Annotated in this window: 18 protein-coding genes; 3 read left to right on the top strand and 15 right to left on the bottom strand. The window is 41.2% G+C overall.

What is annotated here, in order from left to right; genetic code table 11:
* Window positions 1-19 precede the first annotated feature (19 nt).
* The 11 genes from MTCD1_RS06995 to MTCD1_RS06945 form a co-directional block, all read right to left on the bottom strand.
* Window positions 20-346 carry a hypothetical protein gene (locus MTCD1_RS06995; protein WP_057179594.1) on the bottom strand — a complete coding sequence of 109 codons (327 nt, stop codon included), beginning with the start codon at window positions 344-346 and terminating at the stop codon, window positions 20-22.
* Window positions 339-1,259: a tetratricopeptide repeat protein gene (locus MTCD1_RS06990; RefSeq protein WP_057179593.1), complete on the bottom strand. Its 921-nt coding sequence runs from the start codon at window positions 1,257-1,259 to the stop codon at window positions 339-341. Before MTCD1_RS06990 ends, MTCD1_RS06995 begins: the two co-directional genes overlap by 8 nt.
* On the bottom strand, window positions 1,234-4,443 hold the full coding sequence (locus MTCD1_RS06985; protein WP_057179592.1) for a tetratricopeptide repeat protein: 3,210 nt from the start codon (window positions 4,441-4,443) through the stop codon (window positions 1,234-1,236). Before MTCD1_RS06985 ends, MTCD1_RS06990 begins: the two co-directional genes overlap by 26 nt.
* On the bottom strand, window positions 4,443-6,515 hold the full coding sequence (locus tag MTCD1_RS06980; protein ID WP_057179591.1) for a hypothetical protein: 2,073 nt from the start codon (window positions 6,513-6,515) through the stop codon (window positions 4,443-4,445). The genes MTCD1_RS06985 and MTCD1_RS06980 overlap by 1 nt, the downstream gene beginning before the upstream one ends.
* A gap of 6 nt (window positions 6,516-6,521) precedes the next feature.
* Window positions 6,522-7,082: a hypothetical protein gene (locus MTCD1_RS06975; protein WP_057179590.1), complete on the bottom strand. Its 561-nt coding sequence runs from the start codon at window positions 7,080-7,082 to the stop codon at window positions 6,522-6,524.
* 95 nt (window positions 7,083-7,177) lie between these two features.
* Window positions 7,178-8,347 carry a DUF3570 domain-containing protein gene (locus tag MTCD1_RS06970; protein WP_057179589.1) on the bottom strand — a complete coding sequence of 390 codons (1,170 nt, stop codon included), beginning with the start codon at window positions 8,345-8,347 and terminating at the stop codon, window positions 7,178-7,180.
* On the bottom strand, window positions 8,313-8,552 hold the full coding sequence (locus tag MTCD1_RS06965; RefSeq protein ID WP_082606398.1) for a DUF4266 domain-containing protein: 240 nt from the start codon (window positions 8,550-8,552) through the stop codon (window positions 8,313-8,315). Before MTCD1_RS06965 ends, MTCD1_RS06970 begins: the two co-directional genes overlap by 35 nt.
* A 12-nt stretch (window positions 8,553-8,564) precedes the next feature.
* A complete protein-coding gene (locus tag MTCD1_RS06960) occupies window positions 8,565-9,116 on the bottom strand; it encodes a TlpA family protein disulfide reductase (protein WP_082606397.1) in 552 nt (183 codons plus the stop codon).
* An 11-nt stretch (window positions 9,117-9,127) separates the two neighbouring features.
* Window positions 9,128-9,847, bottom strand: coding sequence for an outer membrane beta-barrel domain-containing protein (locus MTCD1_RS06955; RefSeq protein ID WP_057179588.1), 720 nt, complete (start codon window positions 9,845-9,847; stop codon window positions 9,128-9,130).
* Window positions 9,817-10,602 carry an SH3 domain-containing protein gene (locus MTCD1_RS06950; protein ID WP_057179587.1) on the bottom strand — a complete coding sequence of 262 codons (786 nt, stop codon included), beginning with the start codon at window positions 10,600-10,602 and terminating at the stop codon, window positions 9,817-9,819. Before MTCD1_RS06950 ends, MTCD1_RS06955 begins: the two co-directional genes overlap by 31 nt.
* 8 nt (window positions 10,603-10,610) lie before the next feature.
* Window positions 10,611-13,301: an HzsA-related protein gene (locus tag MTCD1_RS06945; RefSeq protein ID WP_057179586.1), complete on the bottom strand. Its 2,691-nt coding sequence runs from the start codon at window positions 13,299-13,301 to the stop codon at window positions 10,611-10,613.
* A 172-nt stretch (window positions 13,302-13,473) separates the two neighbouring features.
* Here MTCD1_RS06945 and MTCD1_RS06940 point away from each other — a divergent pair, with 172 nt between their 5' ends.
* The 3 genes from MTCD1_RS06940 (at window position 13,474) to MTCD1_RS06930 (ending at window position 18,888) form a co-directional block, all read left to right on the top strand.
* The gene (locus MTCD1_RS06940; RefSeq protein WP_231732951.1) at window positions 13,474-14,760 is read left to right on the top strand and encodes a hypothetical protein; all 1,287 of its coding nucleotides are present in this window, start codon (window positions 13,474-13,476) and stop codon (window positions 14,758-14,760) included.
* Window positions 14,760-17,213 (top strand): LamG domain-containing protein, encoded by a 2,454-nt coding sequence (locus MTCD1_RS06935; protein ID WP_231732950.1) that lies wholly within the window; start codon window positions 14,760-14,762, stop codon window positions 17,211-17,213. Before MTCD1_RS06940 ends, MTCD1_RS06935 begins: the two co-directional genes overlap by 1 nt.
* A 94-nt stretch (window positions 17,214-17,307) precedes the next feature.
* On the top strand, window positions 17,308-18,888 hold the full coding sequence (locus MTCD1_RS06930) for a hypothetical protein (protein ID WP_057179584.1): 1,581 nt from the start codon (window positions 17,308-17,310) through the stop codon (window positions 18,886-18,888).
* 106 nt (window positions 18,889-18,994) lie between these two features.
* On the opposite strand, the gene MTCD1_RS06925 is transcribed toward MTCD1_RS06930, so the two are convergent.
* The 4 genes from MTCD1_RS06925 to MTCD1_RS06910 form a co-directional block, all read right to left on the bottom strand.
* Window positions 18,995-19,975: an FAD:protein FMN transferase gene (locus MTCD1_RS06925; protein ID WP_231732949.1), complete on the bottom strand. Its 981-nt coding sequence runs from the start codon at window positions 19,973-19,975 to the stop codon at window positions 18,995-18,997.
* Window positions 19,976-20,015: 40 nt separating this feature from the next.
* Window positions 20,016-20,915: a phosphoribulokinase gene (locus tag MTCD1_RS06920; RefSeq protein ID WP_057179582.1), complete on the bottom strand. Its 900-nt coding sequence runs from the start codon at window positions 20,913-20,915 to the stop codon at window positions 20,016-20,018.
* Between the two features lie 181 nt (window positions 20,916-21,096).
* Window positions 21,097-21,501: a 50S ribosomal protein L17 gene (gene rplQ, locus MTCD1_RS06915; RefSeq protein ID WP_057179581.1), complete on the bottom strand. Its 405-nt coding sequence runs from the start codon at window positions 21,499-21,501 to the stop codon at window positions 21,097-21,099.
* Between the two features lie 46 nt (window positions 21,502-21,547).
* Window positions 21,548-22,537: a DNA-directed RNA polymerase subunit alpha gene (locus tag MTCD1_RS06910; protein WP_057179580.1), complete on the bottom strand. Its 990-nt coding sequence runs from the start codon at window positions 22,535-22,537 to the stop codon at window positions 21,548-21,550.
* Window positions 22,538-22,539: the final 2 nt, after the last annotated feature.

The following is a 22,539-nucleotide window of genomic DNA, read 5'->3' as shown; positions in this document are numbered from 1 at the left end:
TATTGTGCTGATGCTAGTGCTATTTAGTTGCTGCAACTTTTACTGCTAATTGCTTGCTAGCAAAAAAACGTACTTGCTCTTTAAACACCCTAGGGTTTATCGGTTTGAAGTGAGGTAAACTTATCGTTCGCGCTTTGCCTTTTACTTCAATAACCTGATCAACACCCTGCCAAGGCATAATGTAAATAACATTGGGTTGCTCTTGCGAGCCTTTTACCTGACTGTGAATGATCAGTGGTTCAACCTTGCTGCTGGTTACGTTACTGGCTTCAACAGCCTTTACCGTTTGAGTCAGCAAGATAACAGCAGTCAAAACTAACACTGTAGGTGGTAAAAACTTAGCCATGATTCAGCTCCTTGCTTGGCGATGCAGTTTGATTATCAACCGTTTGTTCAGCCACTGATTGCAGCTCAGTGGACTGCGGTTTTACTATCTGTAGTGTAGATTGTTCAGCGCTAGGAACGTCTAGTCCTGCTCGTGTTAATTTTATCTCTAATCCGGCCAGCCAACGTTTCACTTCATCGTCATCACTCTTTAGCAAAAGATAAGAGCGATAATAACCATGGGCAGCAAGTAAACGACCACGATAAAGCTCTAATAAAATAGCCATACTGGCATGAGCTTCAGCAAAGTCCGGCCAAATGGCTAAAGCCGCTAAGTAACTTTGCTCAGCTTTATCAAACTGTCCCTGTAAACGGTAAACTTGTCCCTGTAAATGGTGGGCATACAGATTAAGGTCGTTAACTGCTAGAGCCTTATCCAGTAACAATTGCGCTGGCACTAGCTGACCTTGCTGCTTGGCCATGATGGCTTTATTGACATAGCTGCCTGATAATTGTGGCTGTTTAAGTATTACTTGGTCAAATAAGGCTTGTGCTTGCCGCCATTTTTTTGCTTTCATCAAGCTAAGGGCTTGTTGGTAATCTTTAAGTACCTTGGCAGGCACAGCTGTTGCTTGCTTCGCTTGTTGCTGCAGCAAGTAACGGTTTATCGCTGGCACTGACTTGCTGTACGCCTTACCGCTTTTAACATGGTTACTATTAACATGCTTTTCTTTAGCCTTGCTCTCGGTAATACTTTGGTTTTTATCGGTAACAACCGCAGTTGCGACACTTTCTTGTTGACTGTTATCCACTACTGGCTTTGAGGCACAAGCACCTAAGCATAATGATAATGTTATAGCCGTAACAACAATTTTAGCCGAAGGAAAAACTGGCTTACCGCCAATCGAGCTAATAAATAGTTTCAATAGCTGCACTGGCGCGCTCCTGTTTATTATATTGCGCAGGGTCTAGTTCAGCCAAGGCGCTAAAGCTTTGTTCTACCCAAACATCAAAGACATTTTGCCAAGCTCGCTGAGCATTATTGGCATGTATTTCAATGGCCTTGTCTTCAAAGGGCATGGCAATATCTTCAAGCAAAAATTCATACTCTTCTAGCGCTAGCTCATCAAGATCCCTTGGCCGCTCTGAAGACATAATGTCACTCGCCAAAAGGCTATACATAATGGCTAAATTGAACGAGGCTTGCGGGACAAACTCGGCCATTTGATACGACAATACTTTTTGATAGTAGCCAATCGCCGACTTCATTGCCGATTGCTTGCGCTGTAAACTTTTATTCAGTGGCAATTTAAGTTTTGCCCAAGTAAAAGTTTGCTGATGAGCCTTACCTAATCCTAAGGCGGCAAAGGAAGCCAAGTATGCTGTTCTTGTGGTAATACTACTTAGCGAATTCCTGACTTTTCGATCATGGTATTTAACAATTTTTCGATACCAAAAGTACTGTTTGTTGGTATCCTTTTTTTGTTGATAAAACTCACTGAGTTTTAAACGTACTTCTTGGGCAAGTACAAAAGGCTCAGGGTATTTATGGGCATAAGTTCGATAAGTGCTTAACGCTTTATCGGTATTGCCCGCTTTTTGATAATACTCTGCCGCGGTATATTGTGCCTCTCTTTTTAACTGGTCTGAAAAGCCAGTAGCGGCTGGCCCATTAATCATGGCTAACAATTGCGCCGCGGCTAACTGCCACTGGCCGGTACTTTCATACGCTTTGGCTAATTTTGCTGAAATGGAGCGACTATATTCATGCTTTGGATAGCGTTTTTTAAAGCGGGATAATACCTCAATGCCCTGTCGCCATTTTTTCTGCGCCAATAATATATTACCGGCATCAAAGTCAGCAGTTAGAGCATATGAAGATTCAGGCACAGTTTTAGCCACGCGCAAATAATCGGCCACCGCTAAAAGTGGTTGCTCTTTTGCTAAGCCTTGTGCCTGAAAATAAATGCATGAAGCTAATAACTCACGCATTTCTTTACGCTTATTTACTTGGGCGTTATTAGTCTTGTCTACATAAGCTAGGGCTAATTGGTAAGCCGTTTCAGCTTTGACATAATATTTTCTTCGATAAAGACTATTCGCCTGTAATTGACTGGCAATTTGTACTTGTTTCAAGGCTGTTTTAGCTAACTTAATTGCCACAAAACTTTGTTTTACTGAAGCAGGATTTTCCCTAGAGGTTACTGAATGACTTTGCAAAATAAAGTCGCTGTAATATTTGACCGCTAGATGATCTTTAGCACTATAAGCGTTTTGAGCGGCTTGTATTGCTAAGGTGACTACACGGCTATCTTTTGGATAACTGGCGACAAAAAGTTGGTCTAACTGATTACGTGTCAAGATCAGCACTTTTTGTTCATCATGCAAGCCTAAGGTTTGCAAAGTATCCGTTGCTTTTACTTTGGCAACTTGCAGCATTGCCCGGATAGTTAAGGTCGTTGCATAAGCAGCCTCAAGACGTAATCTAGCTCCAGCGTTATCCGTTGTCTTAAATGTTTTTGTGGTAAGTTCATTATTGAGCAGCAGGCTACTATTAGCATCACTACTTTGTAAGTTAACCTTTAGTTCTTTTTTATAAGCAATAACTTGGTACGCGGTTAAGGCTTGTTGATACTGTTGCGCCTCAAAATTGGCATCGGCAAATAACAACTCATCCGCTAATAAACTTTTACTTAATTTAGGTTTATTCTGCAGGTAATTGGCTTGTGGCAGCTGCGCCAGCTCTAAATAAGTGGCCAAGGCTAGACTGGTCTTTACAAAAGCTTTACGGCGTTTACTTTTAGCAGTTAAGCCTTGAGCATGCGCATAAAGTCGGCGGCTATGCTGGTAACTAAAGCGCAATAAGTTAGGTAAAATTTCATGCTCTATCTCACGCTGAGTTAAATTCCCATGGCCTTTAGCTGCGTATGCCTGCTGCCAGAACCGGCTATTAAGGCCAAATTGTTTGCCGTAGTTTTGCCTTAACACTCTACTGGCCCGGTATTTGCCTTGTTGTTCAAGTAGCGCCATCAATGCCAGCGAATAGCGCGCGGCCCAAATGGTATTCGGCGCTATATCGATATAGGCTTGATAGGCTAATTCGGCATCATATTTAAGCTCGTTACTCATTAAAAATTCAGCTAAATTCTTGAAAAGAATATGCTGATATAGCTTTAAGTTAGTGAGCCCTTGTTGCTGTTTTACCAAGGAAACTAAGGATTTAGCTTGCTGCTGCTGACTTAAAGAGATACTTAATACCCGTTGTACATCTACCACTAAGCTAGCGTAGCGCGAGTCAAGCGTATCGAAACTGAAATCATGCTGATAATCTGGCCGGTTTTGCTGAGCGACTAAATAATCAAGTAAGGAGATAAACTCAATATCAGCTTGGGCTAAACGATTGAGCTTAAACAGTACCCAAGCTGACATATAGCGACTATTGATATAATAGGCGTCATGATTATTCGCCGTACTAACAGCCTTACTTACCGAGGAATAGGCTTGCAGGGCTGCGGGATACTCTTGAAAAGTATAATAAATATCACCACGTCTAAAGTGCAACTCGGCGCTGTATTGACTGTTTGGGTATTTAGCCAGCAAGATCTCCATTTGCTGCAAGCTTGCTGTAGACTTTCCTTGTAAATCAAGTGCTTTAGCCAATTGGTATTGCAGCCATTCATTATCGCTACGCTCAGGAAAACGGCTGATTAAGTCTTGATAGGATAATATCAAGGCATTAAGTGCATCATCAGATTTTTGCCAGGCTTGCTCATCAGTCAAATCTTGCTCATCAATGCTTTCATAAGCTTGGCTGCTCATTTGTACTAAGCGGTATTCTATTTGTGCCCTCACTTCCACATCAGGCTCTAAGGTAAGTATGTTTTGGTATAATTCAGCGAGCTTGCTGGCTCTTTGTGAGCGACTTAAAGTAATACTCTCAATGTCACTATGCCCTTGCTCATTAGCCAAGTCGGCTAGAGTCTTTCGCGTCGAACTGCCATTTTGCTCGGTGCTTTGGCAACCGACTAGGGCGACAGAAAAACCAACAATACAGATTAGTTTTAGCCACCAAGAGTATACCGATATAAGCTGGCGGAATAAGTGACAAAAAAACAACATTAATAAGTACCCGCTATAGTCGATACTTTTTCAGCAGCAGCTAACTTAGCAGACGGCGCTAACTTAATAGCTAAGCTTTTATCTGCTTTTGCCATACGCTCTAAAACTTTCGCCATACCTTGGCGAGTACTTAGCAGGTGTTCCGCTAAAACAACACCTTGTTCATCGATATAAAGTTTAACTTTCTGCCTTATTTTCACGCTGATTTTTTCTCGTAACTGAGCCAGTTGCGTTAATAACAAGTTAAGCTGCTTAACACTTTGTTGTTGCTTTTTGATGCTAAGTTCGAGGGAGAGCTGAGAATTGGCTATTTTATCTAATTGTTGCTGCTGAGCAGTAACGCCAGCAATGGCATTATCTACTTGCGACAATTGTTTGCGGTGCTGCCAAGCACGCTGAGGATATTGTTGTGCTAGTTGCCATGACAATACGCCCTCTACTCGCGCTAAACGCTGTTTATAGTCTGCTGTGTTTTTCTTATCAGCAATCTGGGTCAAAGCGCTATGGCTCCTCGCTATCCGTGTTAACCATTGTCGCTCTTCTGCATTGGCAAACGCTGAAGCTTGCTTGTTAGCTAATTGTTGGTTAAGTAATTTAGCTAAACGGTCTCGCTCAGTTTTTAACTGCTTGAAAACGTTTTGAGTATCACGCGTTTCTTTAGCGGCAATAATATTTTTCTTACGTGCTTGATTAAGAGTAATAATCTCAGCTAGCCAGGTTGTTTTATCGAGTAATGATTGTACTTGCTGCGCTTGTTCATCAATGGCGATCACTCCTTGGTATAAGTTAGCAAGTTGGGCATCATAAAGCGCTTGCTGTAGCCAAACCGACTCGGGCAAGTAGTGGTCATTGCCTTCAGGCTTATGTTGACTTACTTGGCTCGATGGTGAGAAATCGAGTAAATTAATACTTTGATTAAAAGCCATGGAAAACGTGTCTAAGTCTTGCTGGCGTAATAGAAAGAAGCTTTCCACGGTTTGATAAGCACTGACACCTTGAGCAAGTGATTGCTGGTCACTGACTTGCTGCGCCATTAACTCAGCCGACTGCCAACCCAGTTGGGAGTACGGATAATTTTTATAATGCAAATTTAATAAATTAAAAGCGATATCATATTGCTGCACTTGCTGGCTAGCAAAAGCGAATAAAAATAATGCTGACTCTGCATAGGGACTTTGCTCTGGGAAGGTTTTTAATTCACTGAAGCCCAAGTCATAGCGTTGTTGACTGATATATATTTGTGCAAGCAGTAGTTGCGCATAATCCTGAATTGCTTGACCTTGTAAAATGGCCATTTGCTGTTCATCACGTTGAGAAGAAAAACTTGCCTCATTTAAAAATAATGTCTGCCAAAAGCCATGTTCTTCTTGGTGCCATTGGTTATTTTTAATGGTCTTTAATGCGTTAATGGCTAAATCATATTGTGACGTTTCAATAAGACGTAATGCCTCATTGAGCAGAATATAAGCAGATGTATCATCAAGCTCTGAGATCGGTTTAACTAACAATAAACGACTATCATCTGGCCAATAAGCCAGTTGAGTCAGGACATGATATTCTTGGTAATAGGTAGAGGAAACTGACTCAATGCTAGCTAAGCTATCTTTTGCCTGTGTTATCTCCCCTTGGGAAAGATATTCATTGCTTAATGAAAGTAAAGCAATCAAGCGTAATTCACTCGCCTTAGCTGATTTATTACTACTATTTTCTCGCTGTTTTTCAACGTTAAGCAAAGCATCAAAATTGACTAAGGTAGCTTTCGCTTGCTGTAATAAGCCTGCGGAAAGTTGCAAACCCGCAGCAAATAAAGTGGCACGACTATCTAAGCGCTTTAATTTCGCCTTACTCTGCTCTATTTGCACTAAAGCTTGCTGATGATCACCTTGAAAGTAAAAATAAAGTGCTTGGCGGTAATACTTATCTTGCAGATCTGTTTGCAGAACTAGTTTACTGTCATCACTTTGAGCACTTTCGCCGTACTGATTACTTTGGCCATAGCTAACCGTTGCTTGACTGAATAATATCAGCAGCAACATTTTTGCAAAAAGAGTAAAGCTTACTTTAATGCCCATAGTAAATTATAAAACCCATTCTTCAATAACAACTTGGCTGCGATAATTTTTAGTATTATCAACAAGCTTAAGCTCAATCATCAAGCTTTCATCATCTTTGTCAAATTGATACTCTGCGGCTCGTTTTACCATTCGCCCGTCCGAGTCCACACCGGTAAAAATTGCGGTTAATTGGTATTGCCCTATTTTCAAATTGCCTAAATATAGCTTTTGAATACCGCCCTGCTCCAATGCTTGGCGTTGCCGTTTGGTATATAAAAAGCCGGCAACATCTTTATCGTTAATTTTAACTTCGACACTATCAAGGGCAAAAAATCGGCCTGTGTCCACAGAAACAAAAATAGCGATTTGAGTACTGGCTGGAAACAATAAATCCTCTTCAAGAATAAATAGCTCCCTATTGAGTTGTATTACTTGTGACTTCAACTGCTCTAGTTGTTGCGCCAGCTCACTACTCGACTCTGTTGCTTTCTTAGCGTTGGCAGTACTTTCAGCATAACTAACGCTATTAAAGCTAAGTGCCAAGACCAAGACAGTGAGTGTTTTGAACAAATTACATAATTTCATATTTATTAACTACCTAAAGGGCCACTTTTAAAATGGCCTTTAAACCTTGTGTAAAAACTTATTTAAAACTAAATTAAAACTGTTTTAAAATACGTTTAAAAGTAAAGGCTATAAAAAATCCTAATAACATTCGCTGAAAAACCATAAAGAGGCTCTGTCCCTATACCTTCGCCAGCAGTAGGATCTCTAAAGTTTTTATAATCAAATTTAATATAATCCCATTGTAATGAAGCCTCAGAGCGTAGGTCACCAAAAGAATACTTTTTCGGCACTAGATAGGTCAAAGCTAAACCTAAGGTAAGATCTTCAAACTCGCTCAGTTCTTTATCTCTTGCTAAGTAATTCTGTGCATCACGATAGGAGAATAAGTCGCTATAAAAACTTGCTTGTGTTTGTTGGTAGTGCCTAATTTTCAGCTCAATTTCAAAAACATCCGCTATGGGATGCCGATAAGAGACTTCAATATCGCTGGCATCAATTTGCCAACTATCACTAAAGTAGCGGTAATGAACAAAAAGAGCCGCTCTATAAGGCAGGTAGTAACTGGCTGAAATTTTACTGGCAAAAGAGTTACGTGTATTAGGATAAACTTCGCTTTGATAGCCAACACCGGCAGGCTGGCTATTATCGATATAACGGACACTGCGATAAGGGTTATTTAAATAACCTTCATCGGCGACCGCCTCAAAGTTTAAACTCATTGATAGGTTGCGCGTTAATATTTGACTGATGCCAGCTCTGACACGATATTGCTGACTTTGCTCAGCGAAAAACTCATCACCATTACGCTTTATTTCATTATCACTGTACGCTAGCCCGACACTTAAATTGGTTAAATCACCAAAGGTATCTTGAGATATATTAAGGTTGATCGATTTGGCTAAATAGTCACTTTCATCACTTTGCCTAACGCTAATGTCCATTAAGGTTTTGTCGTGTAAATACTCGAGGCTGAGCTGTACTTCTTTACGTTTTTCAAGGTAAGGACTGGCGGTACTCATCACATCGACAGAGGCTGACGATATACTATCTACATAGTAATAAGCCGATACTGCCAGGGTTTCACTGGTTTTTTTGCGTAATAATATCGCTGGTCCATCAATTCTCATACCACCACCATCATAGCTATGATAAAGCACATCGACGCGATCCGGCGATAATACCGCGGCAGTGATTTTGCCATAAGGCAGGTAAGATAACAGCAGAGAAAACAGTATCAGCCAACGCATATTAGTTACAACCACAGCCGCCCCCGCCTGTGCCATCGGCGCCCCTTGAAGACTCCCTTGCCTCATAAACATGAGCAATATGCATATTGGCAATAGGATGGCGATTATTGTTCATAATGGCATCGGCTAAGTTTTGTCGTTCATACGGTTTAACCCAAGGTTCAATAGCGAGACTTGAGCAAGCAGTGACACTTAACAGACAACAGCAAAACAAAGTCCGTAGCAATATTGGCTTTATCATTTTATTCACTATTTATTCTCTGATCAGCTTTTTAATGGCCTTGGCATATTTTTTTTCATAACCAGGTTTATAACCTTTAAAGGCATACCTAACTACGCCATCCCTATCGATAATGATGGTAGTCGGCATGGCTTCAACTTGATAGCTCGCCGAAATGGTATTAGTGTCATCAAATAATATCGGGAAAGTTAGGTTCAAATCGGCTAAGAAATCGCGTCCAGCTTGGTTTTCTTGTTCAACATTGATTCCCCAAACAGAAACACCTAAATCTTGATATTTTTCGTAAAACTTTTGTAACACTGGCATTTCTTTGCGGCATGGACCACACCAAGAAGCCCAAAAATTAATGACTATTATTTTACCGCGCTGCTCAGTTAAATTAAGGTTAATGCCTGCCATACTTTTTAAGGTAAAGTCTGGTGCAAGCTTACCTAGTTCTAAGGCATTGACATTCGTAGTAATTAACAAGAACCCCACTAACAAGCTGTTAAATAAAGTGGCGCTATATGAAAAGGCACGCCGTGGTCTGCTTTGACCTGTTTTAGCTGCAGATAATAATGTCATTCAATTCATCCTTAAAAGTAAAAAGCAAAGCCGGTAGTGAAATTTAAATTATGGCTGGTTTTATGTTCACCGGTAATACTAGTATCAAAAATATAATCACTCATAGCAATATCCCAAGTGAGCCAATCCGTTAAAAAGATTCGATAATTAGCAGTCAAGTTAACGGTGAACTTTTCATCGCCAGCAAACTCCGTGGTACCACCGCCCAACTCAATAGAAAAAACACTATTAAGGGCAAAATCTCGCCCAAGGAACACTTCACCTGGCATTAGGTTGTAACCTATATTTAAACCATAATAACGCAGCTTTCTTTGTTCATCAGTAAGCAATGGCGGTACGTTAACAAGTTTTTCAAAACTCGTTTGTCCCGCGTCAGATTGTCCGTAACGCGCTTTGGCATAAAAGAATTCGGTAATATGATAAGCGAAGTGAGCACTTACCCAGCCATTAGTTTCAAAATCCTCAATAGACATAAGCCCGAACTGAATACCTAGTTCAAAATTCTCATTATCTAGGATATCTTCCAGTACCGTTCGTCTGTCTACATCGACATCGACATCAGCATTACTTTCATTTAGAGAAGTATTATTGCCTGAAGCATCATTGGTTGCATCTTCATTGAACAGCACAAAGTCTACTGACTGATCAGCCTTTGCTGGTGTTATGATGCCGATACTTATGAGTAAACTTAAAGACGTTGCTAAAAGAATACGCTGAAACCTAATTTCCATACTTGAATCTCTTCATTGTCATCTCTATCCGTTAGTACTAACGAATATTTATATTCCGCTCGTAATAAAAAGTTGCGTGCTAAATGATATTTCAAACCAAAGGCGGCACTCATTAAAGTATCTTGGCGCTGTTCACTATCAACCAAGACACTGTGGGGCTTAGTTTTAATAATCCCGCCACCAATAGCAATATAGGGGGAAATAAATAACTCTGGCATCGGCTGACTAATCAACATAACTTCATATAAGTCACTGTTTGAAATAGTCCCTAAGGCTTTGCCTACCGAAACTTCACCACTAAATACTGAGGTAAAAAGATAGGCAAATTGCGCGTTGTAAAAGTGCGCCCCAGCAAAGTCACCATACATAACACCCACTTCATAATCTCTGCCTTGAAAATCCCCCGAAGATATTTCAGCACGGCTAAGCTTTTGACCTTGTGCTGTCGTTAAAGCTAACAATTCATCTTGATGAAGCCAGCCAGTATTGCCACGTTTATCGGTAACTTTAAGCCAGCTGGTTCGCTGCACTTGTACACTGAGGTATTCACCTTTTTCAACCACATATAAAACCGGATAACCAACACCAGGACCTGAATGTAACTCGACAAAAGCCACCTCGATTAACAAGGAGTTCACCTTTACCTCATCAGCCAATAATGTAGCGCTTAAAAAACAGGCGAGTAGGCACAATAGTGTTTGCGCCATTTTTGTGTAAGCGCGACTTAGCTGCTGATTTAAAGGTAATAATTGCATTTATTGGCTTAATTTTGGCTATAAAAGGGTGTGTTGTAGTACTGAGCGCCAATATCGAGCCACTCACTGAGCAGTCGTAACTCATGGACAGACAACATATCTTTATGCCTTTCTTCCTTAAATAAGTGAAAAAAGCGCCTACTTTGCAAAGCACCATTAGTCGATAAAATTGCCGGTACGGTAATCTTGGTTAGTACCGGAATAGGGCTGCCCTGAGCATCAAGAATTAACTCTCCTTGGCCATCAAGTTCAAATACAATATTGCCATTATCATCTAGGACTACAATTAGCCTATCAACCACTATGCCGTCAATGATTTCTTGCTCGACATCATTAAAGAGTAATTCGCGATAAGCCGTTAAATGAGCAACCTCATCAATGGAAACACTGTCACTCAAATCTAGCTGCCCTGCCGGCACTTGCGCTAAATTATCACTATCAAGGGGACCATGACAACTTGAGCAAGTGCTATCGCTTATTAATTCTGCCGTTTGTTCATCAAATACCTGGCGAGATAACTGCCATAATGGCTGAATATGCTCGACATAATTTATTTGTAGTCGACAATAAGCGTTCCAATGAGTAAAACATAGATTACCTGTTGGCGCCGGTGTTGCTAACTGCTGATAGCTATAATCTATCTCAGGATTTGGAGCTGAAATTTCAGCGTCGCTCCACATATCCAAGTAATGAATATCAGCCGAAAGCTGAGCTAAACCATTAACCATTTCATCAGCTTCGGCCATAGTTTGTCCTTGCAAGGGGATAATTGTCGGGTTGGTATTGCTAAAAGCAACCCCACCTGGATTAGCGCCAGCGTTAATACTTGCAGCTTGTGCCTCAGGCCGACCATGGGGTAATTCACTTTGTTGGCTATGGCAACCATGGCACTCTAAGGTTTCTCCCGCCTTAACACTTAGCCATTGTCTATGTCTGCCACCGATGCGCTGACCATTGACATCAAGCACACTAATGGCAAACGGCACATTGGCAGGTATTTTCACCTTAACTGAGCCGTCGGGTTGAATGGGTGTATAGCCGATGATTTCTCGCATTAATTGATTTCGGCTGCGACCAAAATCAGTATTACTAAGTTGTTTAACCTCACGGGGTGGTAGCGGTACGCCACGAACGATTCGGAGAAATCGAGCCGGCAGCTCTGCTGCGGTAGTTAATGTTGGGTCCCTCAAGGAAAGAATGCCTAACGGCTTAGTCTCTTTTATTGATGAATCTACGCCATCCATATCATAGACACTGCGAATATGAATTACTGCAGCTTGTTCATTGACGAGTTCTGCTATGAGCCCAGAGCCAAACGTTTTATCAGCAATAAAGGCCGCAGGGTAATCAGTTGCTTGCATCACAATAGCTTCACTAAGCATGTTACCTTCCGTCGTTTTAGCAACAACTTGTTGAGTATTGCTTTTCCCGTTATAAAGCCACAACTCATACCAAGGCGATGCTAACTCAAGCCCGGCTTGTGCTAATTCTTCTGCGGATAATTGTCCGCAGGCTTTTATTAGGTCGGCAATAATTATCCGGCATAAATCCCAACTCAGTAAATAACGTTCACTATCATCAGGCAAAGGAAATATGTGGCTTAACCGGCCAGCAGTATTAATTTTCTCAGAGAAGCTAAAGCGATATACACTATCGGTAAATAGCTCTTGCTGTGCGCTACCGGGAACGGATTCACTGGCCAAAGCTTGTTGGTTATCAATAAATTGCTCGATATTTATCAACATAGGCCTTTTTTGATAAAGCTCATCATCCGTTGATGTGAATAACAGCAAGATATCACCATTGGGCATTTGTTGCGGCTTAACAAATTCTATCTTTTGGTTTTCCCCATCTAAAACTATTTGATGAGAATGCCAGCCATAGACCAGTTGATTTTCAGTACCGTCTGGATTCATACGGTATAAGTTGATTTTATTATTGCCGCCCATAGTATCCCAGCGACTGTATAAGATGCGGCCATCTTGTAAAACTAATGGGTAAAAATCATGGCTCATATTAAAACTGATTTGGCTAATATCACTGCCGTCAGCTTGCATTACATGAATATTAAAGGCTGATTCTTGTCCTGATTCATTCAAAGCCGTGTATTGCGGCTTACCTTCGTCTAATAATATAGCTCGAGCTAAACGCTGCCGTGTTGAGGCAAAAATGATGCGACCATCGGGTAAAAATGATGCCATTAGATCATCACCTTGTTGGGCAATAACAGCACTCTTAATTATCGGCTGAAAGCTTTTATCAGCCAATTGATAACGCCAAATATTCCATTTTGGTTGCTCATTGTCATCGACATCGGGGATTGCTGGCGCCCTAAGCGACACTAAAAATGATTGGCCATCAGGCGATACACTTAAGTCTCGAATATCTATTGCTTGAACTGTACCTTGTGCATCGGTAAATAGATCGGCCGTCAGTATGGTACTAGGTGAGTCAGCAAAGGCATTATTTTTGACAATAAGTCGAGCACCAGGATTAAATTTGGCAGGATTTCGCGCTGAAAAAGCAACGGGAGTTAAAGCGTCGTCAGCCATGCTATTGATACTACGCTCAATATAGACAACTGGGTATTCAACTAAAACAGCATCAACTTGTGCAGCTGTTTTGACTGTCTGCTCATTGCAGCCGGTAAACAACACAGCTACAAGTGCAAGTCCGCTACACCATAGCTTCGGTTTCATGCAATATCCCTATACTTTTAAAAAATAACAAGATTAAATTAATCTAGGTGTTTTGATATCACTAGCAATAAATTTATTTGCTCGTTTAAACATCATTATATACACTGTTACAACATGGTTACTATATATCAAAGCAAAAAAGTTGCAAACACCGCATCTTCAAGGAGGCTGTATGGAGATGTCACTCCCAAGCAATAAGACGAGCAATACGACGAGCAAGAACGGCTTTAATATACATTTTATTAAAGTAAATACCCGCAATATTTCCCCTTACCTATTATTTTTATTTTTGTGTTTAATCATCTCCTTTAATGTCAGCGCCTCGAGTTTAGAGCAGGCTAAACGACTGCATGACCGTATCACCGGCGTACCGCCATCAGTGACCACCCTTATTGATATGAGTGATTTAATTGCACAAGGTAAAGTTACCGAAGCTGCTTATCTAGCCATGCAATCTCCTGAATTTTATTCAACCACCTTAAAGGTATTTGCTAGCCCTTGGACCAATAAAGACCAAGACATATTTTTTCCGCTAAATGATTACAGTGCCACCATCATAGGGGCAGTTCGTGATGACCTAGATTTTAGGCAAATATTACAAGCCGATATCACCTATGTTGGCAAAAACGAGCTTAACTTACCTGCTTATAGCAAAAACAATAACGATCATTATCAGGCATTAGAGAGTAACTTTATTAACTTGGCCGATGGGTTAGTGCAAGTGAGTCAATCAAGTTTGAATGGCTTACCAGCTGAAGCAACGGCGGGGATATTAACCTCAAGAGCTGCCGCTAAAGCTTTTTTTTATTTAGGTACTAATAGAGCAATGTTACGTTTTACCTTGATTAATCACCTATGTACCGATTTGGAGCCACTAAAAGACAATACCTTACCAACAGATAGAATTCGTCAAGATGTCAGCCGCAGTCCTGGCGGCGATAGTCGCTTATTTATCAATAACTGTTCAGGTTGTCACACCGGCATGGACCCTTTAGCACAAGCATTTGCTTATTATGATTACCAATTTGATACTGAAAATGATCCTCAAGGGGAAAATGGCGAGATAACTTATAACCAATCAGCAGATATTGATGCTGCCACTGGTACTAGAGTCAAAGCAAAATACCATAATAATGCCAGCAGTTTTCCCTTTGGTTTTGTCACCAAAAATGACGACTGGCAAAATTACTGGCGTGAAGGGATAAATCAAAAACTGGGTTGGGATAGCAATCTTACGGGGCAAGGCAGTGGTATGAAGTCATTAGGACAAGAGCTAGCAAACAGTGAAGCCTTTGCTCAGTGCCAAGTAAAAAAAGTTTTTAAAGCCGTCTGTTTACGCGATGCAGAAAGTACTGCTGATTTAACACAAATTAAAACAACAACGACTTCCTTTAAACAACATTCATATCAACTTAAGCAGGTATTTGCTGAAGTTGCTGCCTATTGCATGGGAGAATAATGATGTATTTCCCTCTTAGATTTACCTGCTTTAAAACAGTGCTAGTACTGTGCATACTTTTGCTGGTAAACGCTTGTGGTGAAACTAGCGTAGAAGAACTGCCGCCTTTAGTGCAAGATAACAGCAACGCTGAGTACACAGGACCCGCGCCGGCGACCGAAGATATTCAAAAATATAAAACCGCCCTTTGGGATAACCTTTCAGCAACGGACCGTTGTGGCTCTTGCCATACTGAGGGCAATCAAGCGCCCTACTTTGCCAGTAGAGTAAACGTCAATGATGCCTATGCAGCAACAAACCCATTAGTCAGCTTAAGCAAACCAGCTGAGTCTCGCCTGGTACAAAAAGTTGCCGGTGGACATAACTGTTGGCTAGCTAGCAAGCAAGCTTGTGGCGAAACCATGCAACAGTGGATAAAACTTTGGGCAGACGACAGAGTAAGCACTGCCAATGCCATTGAATTGAAAGCACCGGTTATTAGAGAGCCAGGCAGCAGTAAAAATTTCCCTGCTGAAAATACCTTATTTAGTACTCATGTCTATCCGATTGTCAGCCAATACTGTGCCGGTTGTCATAACGAATCGTCGAGCACAGCACAGTCGCCCTTTTTTGCTAGTGAACATATTGATAAAGCCTATGAAGCCGCCAAGCGGGTAATCAATTTAGCAGAGCCAAATAAGTCTCGCTTAGTGATTCGTTTAAGCAGTGAATTTCATAATTGTTGGAGTGACTGCCAAGCCAATAGTGATGAAATGCAAGCAGGTATTCAAGCGATGAGTGATGAGATAACCGTTGATGTTATATCAGCTGATATGCTGGTATCAAAATCACTATTATTAACTGATGGCTTGGTCGCTTCTAGCGGCGGCCGATTTGAGTCTGACATTATTGCTTTATATCAATTTAAAACCGGTAAGGGTAATACCGCCTATGATACTTCAGGTATTTCCCCTGCTGCTAACTTGACCCTTACAGGAGACGTTGAGTGGCTCGGCAGTTGGGGCTTGTCTTTTACTAACGGTAAAGCACAAGCAAGTACCGCCACTAGCAAAAAGATTCATGACTTGATTACCGCTACTAATGAGTTTGCTATCGAAGCCTGGCTCACCCCACATAATGTTGTCCAAGAAGGTCCCGCTAGAATAATCAGCTATTCAGCCGGGGATAATGATAGGAACTTTACCCTAGGACAAAGCCAGTATAACTATGACTTTATGCTGCAAACAGCGAACAGTAACAGCAATGGTGAGCCGTCATTAAGCACGCCTGATGCTGATGAAGTATTGCAAGCGACCTTACAACATATCGTACTAACATACTCAGCGACAGAGGGTCGCCGTATTTATGTAAACGGCAAACTCATGGCTATTATTGATGAAGGCATATCACCTTTGGCTTCATGGGATGACAGCTTTGCCTTAATCTTAGGTAAAGAAGCTTCAAATAATCACGTATGGCAAGGCAATATTCGTTTATTAGCCATATATAACCGTACGTTATCGCAAGAACAAATAACACAAAATTATAATGTTGGTGTCGGTGAAAAGTTCTTGTTATTATTTTCAATAAGTGAACTGGTAGAGCTCGCTAATACCTATGTTTTATTTGCAGTCAGCCAGTATGATAATTACAGCTATTTATTTACTCAGCCAAGTTTAGTCAATCTAGATGGTAAGGCCCTAGCCAAAAACACCCTACTGGCTAAAATGCGCATTGGTATTAATGGCAAAGAAAGTGCCCAAGGGCAAGCTTACGCTAATATCAGCCTTACGTTCACCAGTGACGATTCTCTGGCCGAGCCGGTGCCATTATCTCCCTTAGGCACCATTATAGCACTGGAAAAAGGTGCCAATAATGACGAGTTTTTCTTAACTTTTGAGCAACTCGGGGAGCATAGCAATGTGGTTTTACCTGCGCTATTTATCACCCCTGAAGCAAGCTTTAGTGATACTAACAGCGCTAAAATAGGTCTGCGAAATTTTGCCCAAATTAATGCCAGCATGAGTGTCTTAACTGGTGTTAATAAAAATGCGCTAAAAGTAGCCACTACCTATCAGCTAGTCAAGCAACAGTTACCGACATTAACCAATATTGAAACCTTTATTTCAGCTCAGCAAATGGCGATTACGCAATTAGCCATTGCTTACTGCGATACGGCAATTGAAGACGATAACATCCGCAATAACTGGTTTACCGAGGTAGATTTCAGTAAAACTCCGGATATTGCCTTCGACACAGTCGGACGAGGCAATTTACTAAACCCATTGTTAGACCAGTTAATGCCTTCAACACTGACTACTCAGCCTGATAAAGCTTTAGTGTATACAGAGCTTGATAATTTGATATCTCGCCTCGGGATTTGCGCTAGCAGTTGCAGTGCCGAGCGAAGTAAAACCATTGCCAAAGCAACTTGTGCGGCTGTGCTTGCTAGTGCAGTAATGCTGGTTCAGTAAGACTTCTTTACTAGTACGGATTTAATGATGCGGTAATACCACACAAGTATCGATATAGCTAAACAAAACAAGTTATGGAAAATAGGAAAGTTACATGAGAAAAACTAAACATTTACAGCCAGATAGTCCTTTATTATTTAGTGATCATAAAAAACCGATGAGCCGTCGAGATTTTATCTCAGCTGGTCTTAGAACCGGTGGTTATACCATTGCTGGATTATCGATGTTTAGCCTATTTACCGCTAATCATGCACAAGCAGCCTTATCAAGTGATATAGAAGCGTTAAGGGATAGCTGTGGCATCAGTACACAAGGAGCTGGAAAAATTCCTTTTATTAGTTTCGATCTTGCTGGCGGCGCTAATATTTCTGGCTCGAATGTCTTAGTTGGTGGCTTGGGTGGTCAGCAAGACTTTCTCTCGACTGCTGGTTATAGCAAGCTTGGTATACCTGGCGATATGGCGCCTAATATTGCTAACCCAGATGCCATGCAGTCTGACTTTATCAATACTGACTTAGGTTTAGCGTTTCATGCCGACTCAGCATTTTTACGTGGAATATTAGAAAAAGTATCTCCTGAAACAGCCGCCAATATTAATGGTGCAGTAATACCTAGCCGATCTGACAATGATACCGCCAACAATCCGCATAACCCTATGTATGCCATCGCGACTGCCGGTGCTAATGGCTCATTAATGCCACTTATTGGCTCTAGGAATAGCGACTCTGGTGGTAACTCTATGGCACCAGCAAGCTTTATTGATTTAAGTTTACGGCCAACAAAGATTGATCGCCCCAGTGATGTTACTGGCTTAGTTGATGTCGGTGATTTATTTAACTTGTTGTCTCAAAGTGACGCCGTTGCTGTTATGGAAAGTATTCAACGAGTCAGTGCGCAAAAAATGGCACAGATCAATAGTAAGGTTACCCGTGACGATATCATTAAAGACCTGGTTAATTGTGGCTATGTCAAAAGTGCCGATCTCGCCGATCGATTTGGCGATCCATCGACACTCAACCCTTTACTTGATGTTGATATTGTCGGCCCGGGTGGCATTTTTAGTCTGGCTGAATTTGATAGCGAGCAGGAGTTCCAAAAAACTGCCTCTATCATGAAATTGGTAGTTAATGGCTTTGCTGGTGCTGGCACGGTAACCATGGGTGGCTTTGATTATCATACCGGTGACCGCAGCACTGGTGAGTTAAGAGATCTTCGTGCTGGCCGTTGTATGGGCGCGTGCCTTGAATATGCAGCAAGACGTAATCAACCGCTGATGATGTATGTATTTAGTGACGGCTCTGTCGCCAGTAACGGCCGCATAGATGAATCTGTCGACGGTCGTGGTAAAGGCGAATGGACCGGTGATAATTCGTCAACCGGTGCATCATTTTTCTTAGTGTATAGCCCCACTGGCAAACCACAATTAATGGGCGGCACCGCGGAGCAAAGTGCCATGCATCAACAAATTGGTTTTATGAGGCCTGATGCTTCGGTGGAAACTACGTCTGCGCCGTCGGCAAATAATGTCAATCTACTGGTGCAAACCGTATTATTAAATTATATGGCACTGCATGGACAACAAAATCAATTTTCTACTTTAGTACCTAGTCAAGGGTTGGGCAACAGTACCATGTTAGACTCGTTAACCGCATTCCAACCAATCATTACAGTTTGATTGTATTAATACCACGCAATAACCCTCTCGTCTGTAGGCGGGAATTTATTCGCGCTAAGTAACCTCATTATCCAGAGTTCAGGTTAAGTAATGAAGTCATATATTCTTATTGTTGTAGACCCTTGGAGAAGTGTAATCTCTGCTCATTATCGATAATAATGGCTTCATATCCCGCCATGCTGTTAATTAATTGCATACCGTCGGCAAGCCCTTTAACAAATAGTGTCGTTGATAAGGCATCGACATAAGTAGCATCTTTGCCAATAACCGAGACACTAACTACTTTTCGAGCTGAGTCGCCCGTTTTTGGATTGATAATATGGTGGTAACGTTTGCCATCTTCGATAAAATATCGTTCATAATCCCCAGAGGTCGAGATAGCTTCATTCGTTAATGGAATATGTACAACATGCTTTTGTTCGGCTCTTGGGTGTTTTATTGCCACTAACCAAGGCCTACCATGTCGGTCACCTAACAAAGCGGTATCACCACCGGCACTCATTAACGCATGGTGAACTCCAGCCGAACTTAGCAAGTTCAGACACCTTTTAACGGCATAACCTTTAGCTATGCCTCCTAGGTCGATTTTAATGGCGCTATTATCAAAGCTGACGGTACTATTTTTTTCATCTAAGACGATGCCTAGATAATTGATCGAAGGTAAAGCCTTATCAATGGCTATTTGCTGAGGACGAATTTTATTACGGTAATCATATTGATAACCAATAGAAGCATAAGTTATATCGAAAGCGCCGTCGCTTAGCACTGAAATATCATGAGCTGTCGCTATTAAGGTAAAAAGCTCCCTTGATATAGTCACCTTTTTCTTAGCCGCCTCACGGTTGAGCAGACTTAACTCACTACTTTCTTTGTAAGGACTCATAGCGAGATCTAAGCGGGTCATTTCAGCAATGATTTGTGCAATCAATTCTTGCGACTGACTAGCATTAGTACTGTTTTCATCTAGCCAAAATTCAACATGGGCGCGTGTGCCCATGGTATTAAACGAATGCTGATACCATTTAGCATTGAGTTGAAAAGGGCTAAATAAAAGTATTAAGGACAAAGCTAAAACTATTTTTTTCAAGGTTATAACCATATAAAGGAGAGGATTGGCCAAAAGAGCTTTATAAGTCGCTCATCCAATCAAGTTGTTTATTCGCTTGAGTTTTTCTTTCTATCAAACCTTCTATTAGCGGCGTTAAAATCAACTCCATGGCCAGACCCATTTTTCCCCCAGGAACGACCAGAGTGTTAATACGCGACATAAATGAGCCATCAATCATACGAAGATAATACTGAAAATCAACATTCTTTACTTCTCGAAAGCGGATAACAACAAAACTTTCATCCAAACTTGGGATTGCCTTGGCACTAAATGGATTGGAGGTATCAACCGTAGGCACGCGCTGAAAGTTAATATGTGTACGGGAAAACTGTGGCGTGATAAAGGAGATATAATCATCCATACTGCGCACTATGCTAGCAGTGACCGCTTCTCTACTGTGACCACGTTGATTGGTATCGCGAATGATCTTTTGAATCCACTCTAAATTAACAATAGGTACCATACCAATGAGTAAATCGACATGTTTGGCTACGTCATTATCTTTAGTGACCACACCGCCATGAAGACCCTCGTAGTATAATAAATCCGTACCGTCTCCAAGCTCTTGCCATGGGGTAAAAGTGCCTGGCATTTGGTTAAAGGGTACCGCCTCATCGAAACTATGCAGGTAACGTCTAATTTGACCCTTACCGGTTTCACCATAGTCACGAAATAACTTTTGCAACGCACTAAAATCATTAGCCAAATCACCAAAATAACTAATATTAGTGCCTGATTCTTTAGCTTTTCTCTTTTCCAGATCCATTTCTTGACGGGAGAAACGATGAAAGCTATCACCCTCAACATTTACCGAGGTAATGCCAAGTGTTCTAAAAATATGTTCAAAAGAAGCGGTACTAGTTGAAGTGCCTGCTCCTGATGAGCCAGTAACGGCAATTATTGGGTTTCGTGACGACATAAGGGCTCAAAAATAAACTAATGTACTATAGATATTTTATACGGTGAAATGACGTTTAGGTCAAGTAGCAAAGTAACAAGCTTCACTAACAGAGCTGTAGTTATATCACTACAAGTCATTTTTAGGCAATAAAAAACGGAGCCTAAGCTCCGTTTTTATAAGTATAATTTAGTAAACTAAATTATGCTTCTGCTGATTCTTCAACTACTTCAGGAGCATCTTCTACTACTGGGCGGTCTACTAATTCAATATAAGCCATAGGCGCTTTATCACCAGTACGGAAACCACATTTTAAAATGCGAGTGTAACCACCTGGACGATCTTGGTAACGAGCACCAAGTTCGTTGAATAAAATACCTACTACTTCTTTATCTTGTGTACGAGCAAACGCTAAACGGCGATTTGCAACACTGTCGGTTTTAGCCAATGTAATCAGTGGCTCTACAACCATACGTAGTTCTTTAGCTTTAGCAACGGTGGTTTTAATAATACCGTGCTTAACTAAAGAGCTTGCCATATTGCGGAACATCGCTTTACGATGACTGCTATTACGGTTTAACTGGCGACCGCTTTGACGATGACGCATAAGTTAATCCTTCTCTCAAACTATTAATAAAAAAACGATGATCGAACTAGTCGTTGTCAACAATGCTTTCTGGCGGCCAGTTTTCTAGGCGCATGCCTAGAGACAAACCACGAGACGCTAACACGTCTTTGATTTCAGTTAGAGACTTCTTACCTAAATTAGGCGTTTTAAGAAGCTCAACTTCAGCACGTTGTACTAAATCACCAATGTATTGAATTGCTTCTGCTTTTAAACAGTTAGCTGAACGAACAGTTAATTCTAGATCATCAACAGGACGAAGCAAAATTGGGTCGAACAATGGTTTTTCTTCCACTTGTTCTACTTCTTTAATATCACGAAGTTCTACAAACGCATCAAGCTGTTCAGCAAGAATTGTTGAAGCACGACGGATAGCTTCTTCCGGATCCAATGTACCATTGGTTTCCATGTCTATAATTAATTTGTCTAAATCTGTACGTTGTTCAACACGTGCAGACTCAACATCATAAGCAATTCTTACTACTGGGCTGAATGAGGCATCTACCAACAAACGACCAATAGCACGATCTTCTTCCTCGGCATCACGACGAACTGAAGCAGGTACGTAACCACGACCCATTTCAATTTTAATGCGCATGCTGATAGAACCTTCACTTGTTAAGGTGCAGATAACATGTTCTGGGTTAGTAATAGTTACGTCACCATCATGTTGAATATCAGCTGCCGTTACAGGGCCTTCACCAGACTTAGTTAACGTTAGAACGGCTTCATTTTTGCCTTCTAATATTATTGCTAGCCCTTTAAGATTTAACAATATTTCGATGATGTCCTCTTGAACACCTTCTTTACTACTGTACTCATGTAATACACCATCAATCTCAACTTCAGTTACGGCACAACCCGGCATTGAAGATAAAAGAATGCGGCGTAACGCATTACCTAAAGTGTGACCAAAACCACGTTCTAGTGGCTCTAAAGTTACTTTAGCGCGACGAGGGTTGATATGTTCGATACCAACCATACGTGGTCTAAGGAATTCGGTTACAGAACCCTGCATAT

Source organism: Colwellia marinimaniae (genome assembly GCF_002207865.1).
Classification (GTDB): Bacteria; Pseudomonadota; Gammaproteobacteria; order Enterobacterales; family Alteromonadaceae; genus Colwellia; species Colwellia marinimaniae.
Note: the sequence above shows the minus strand (reverse complement) of the source record. Positions and strands in the feature narration are given on the sequence as shown.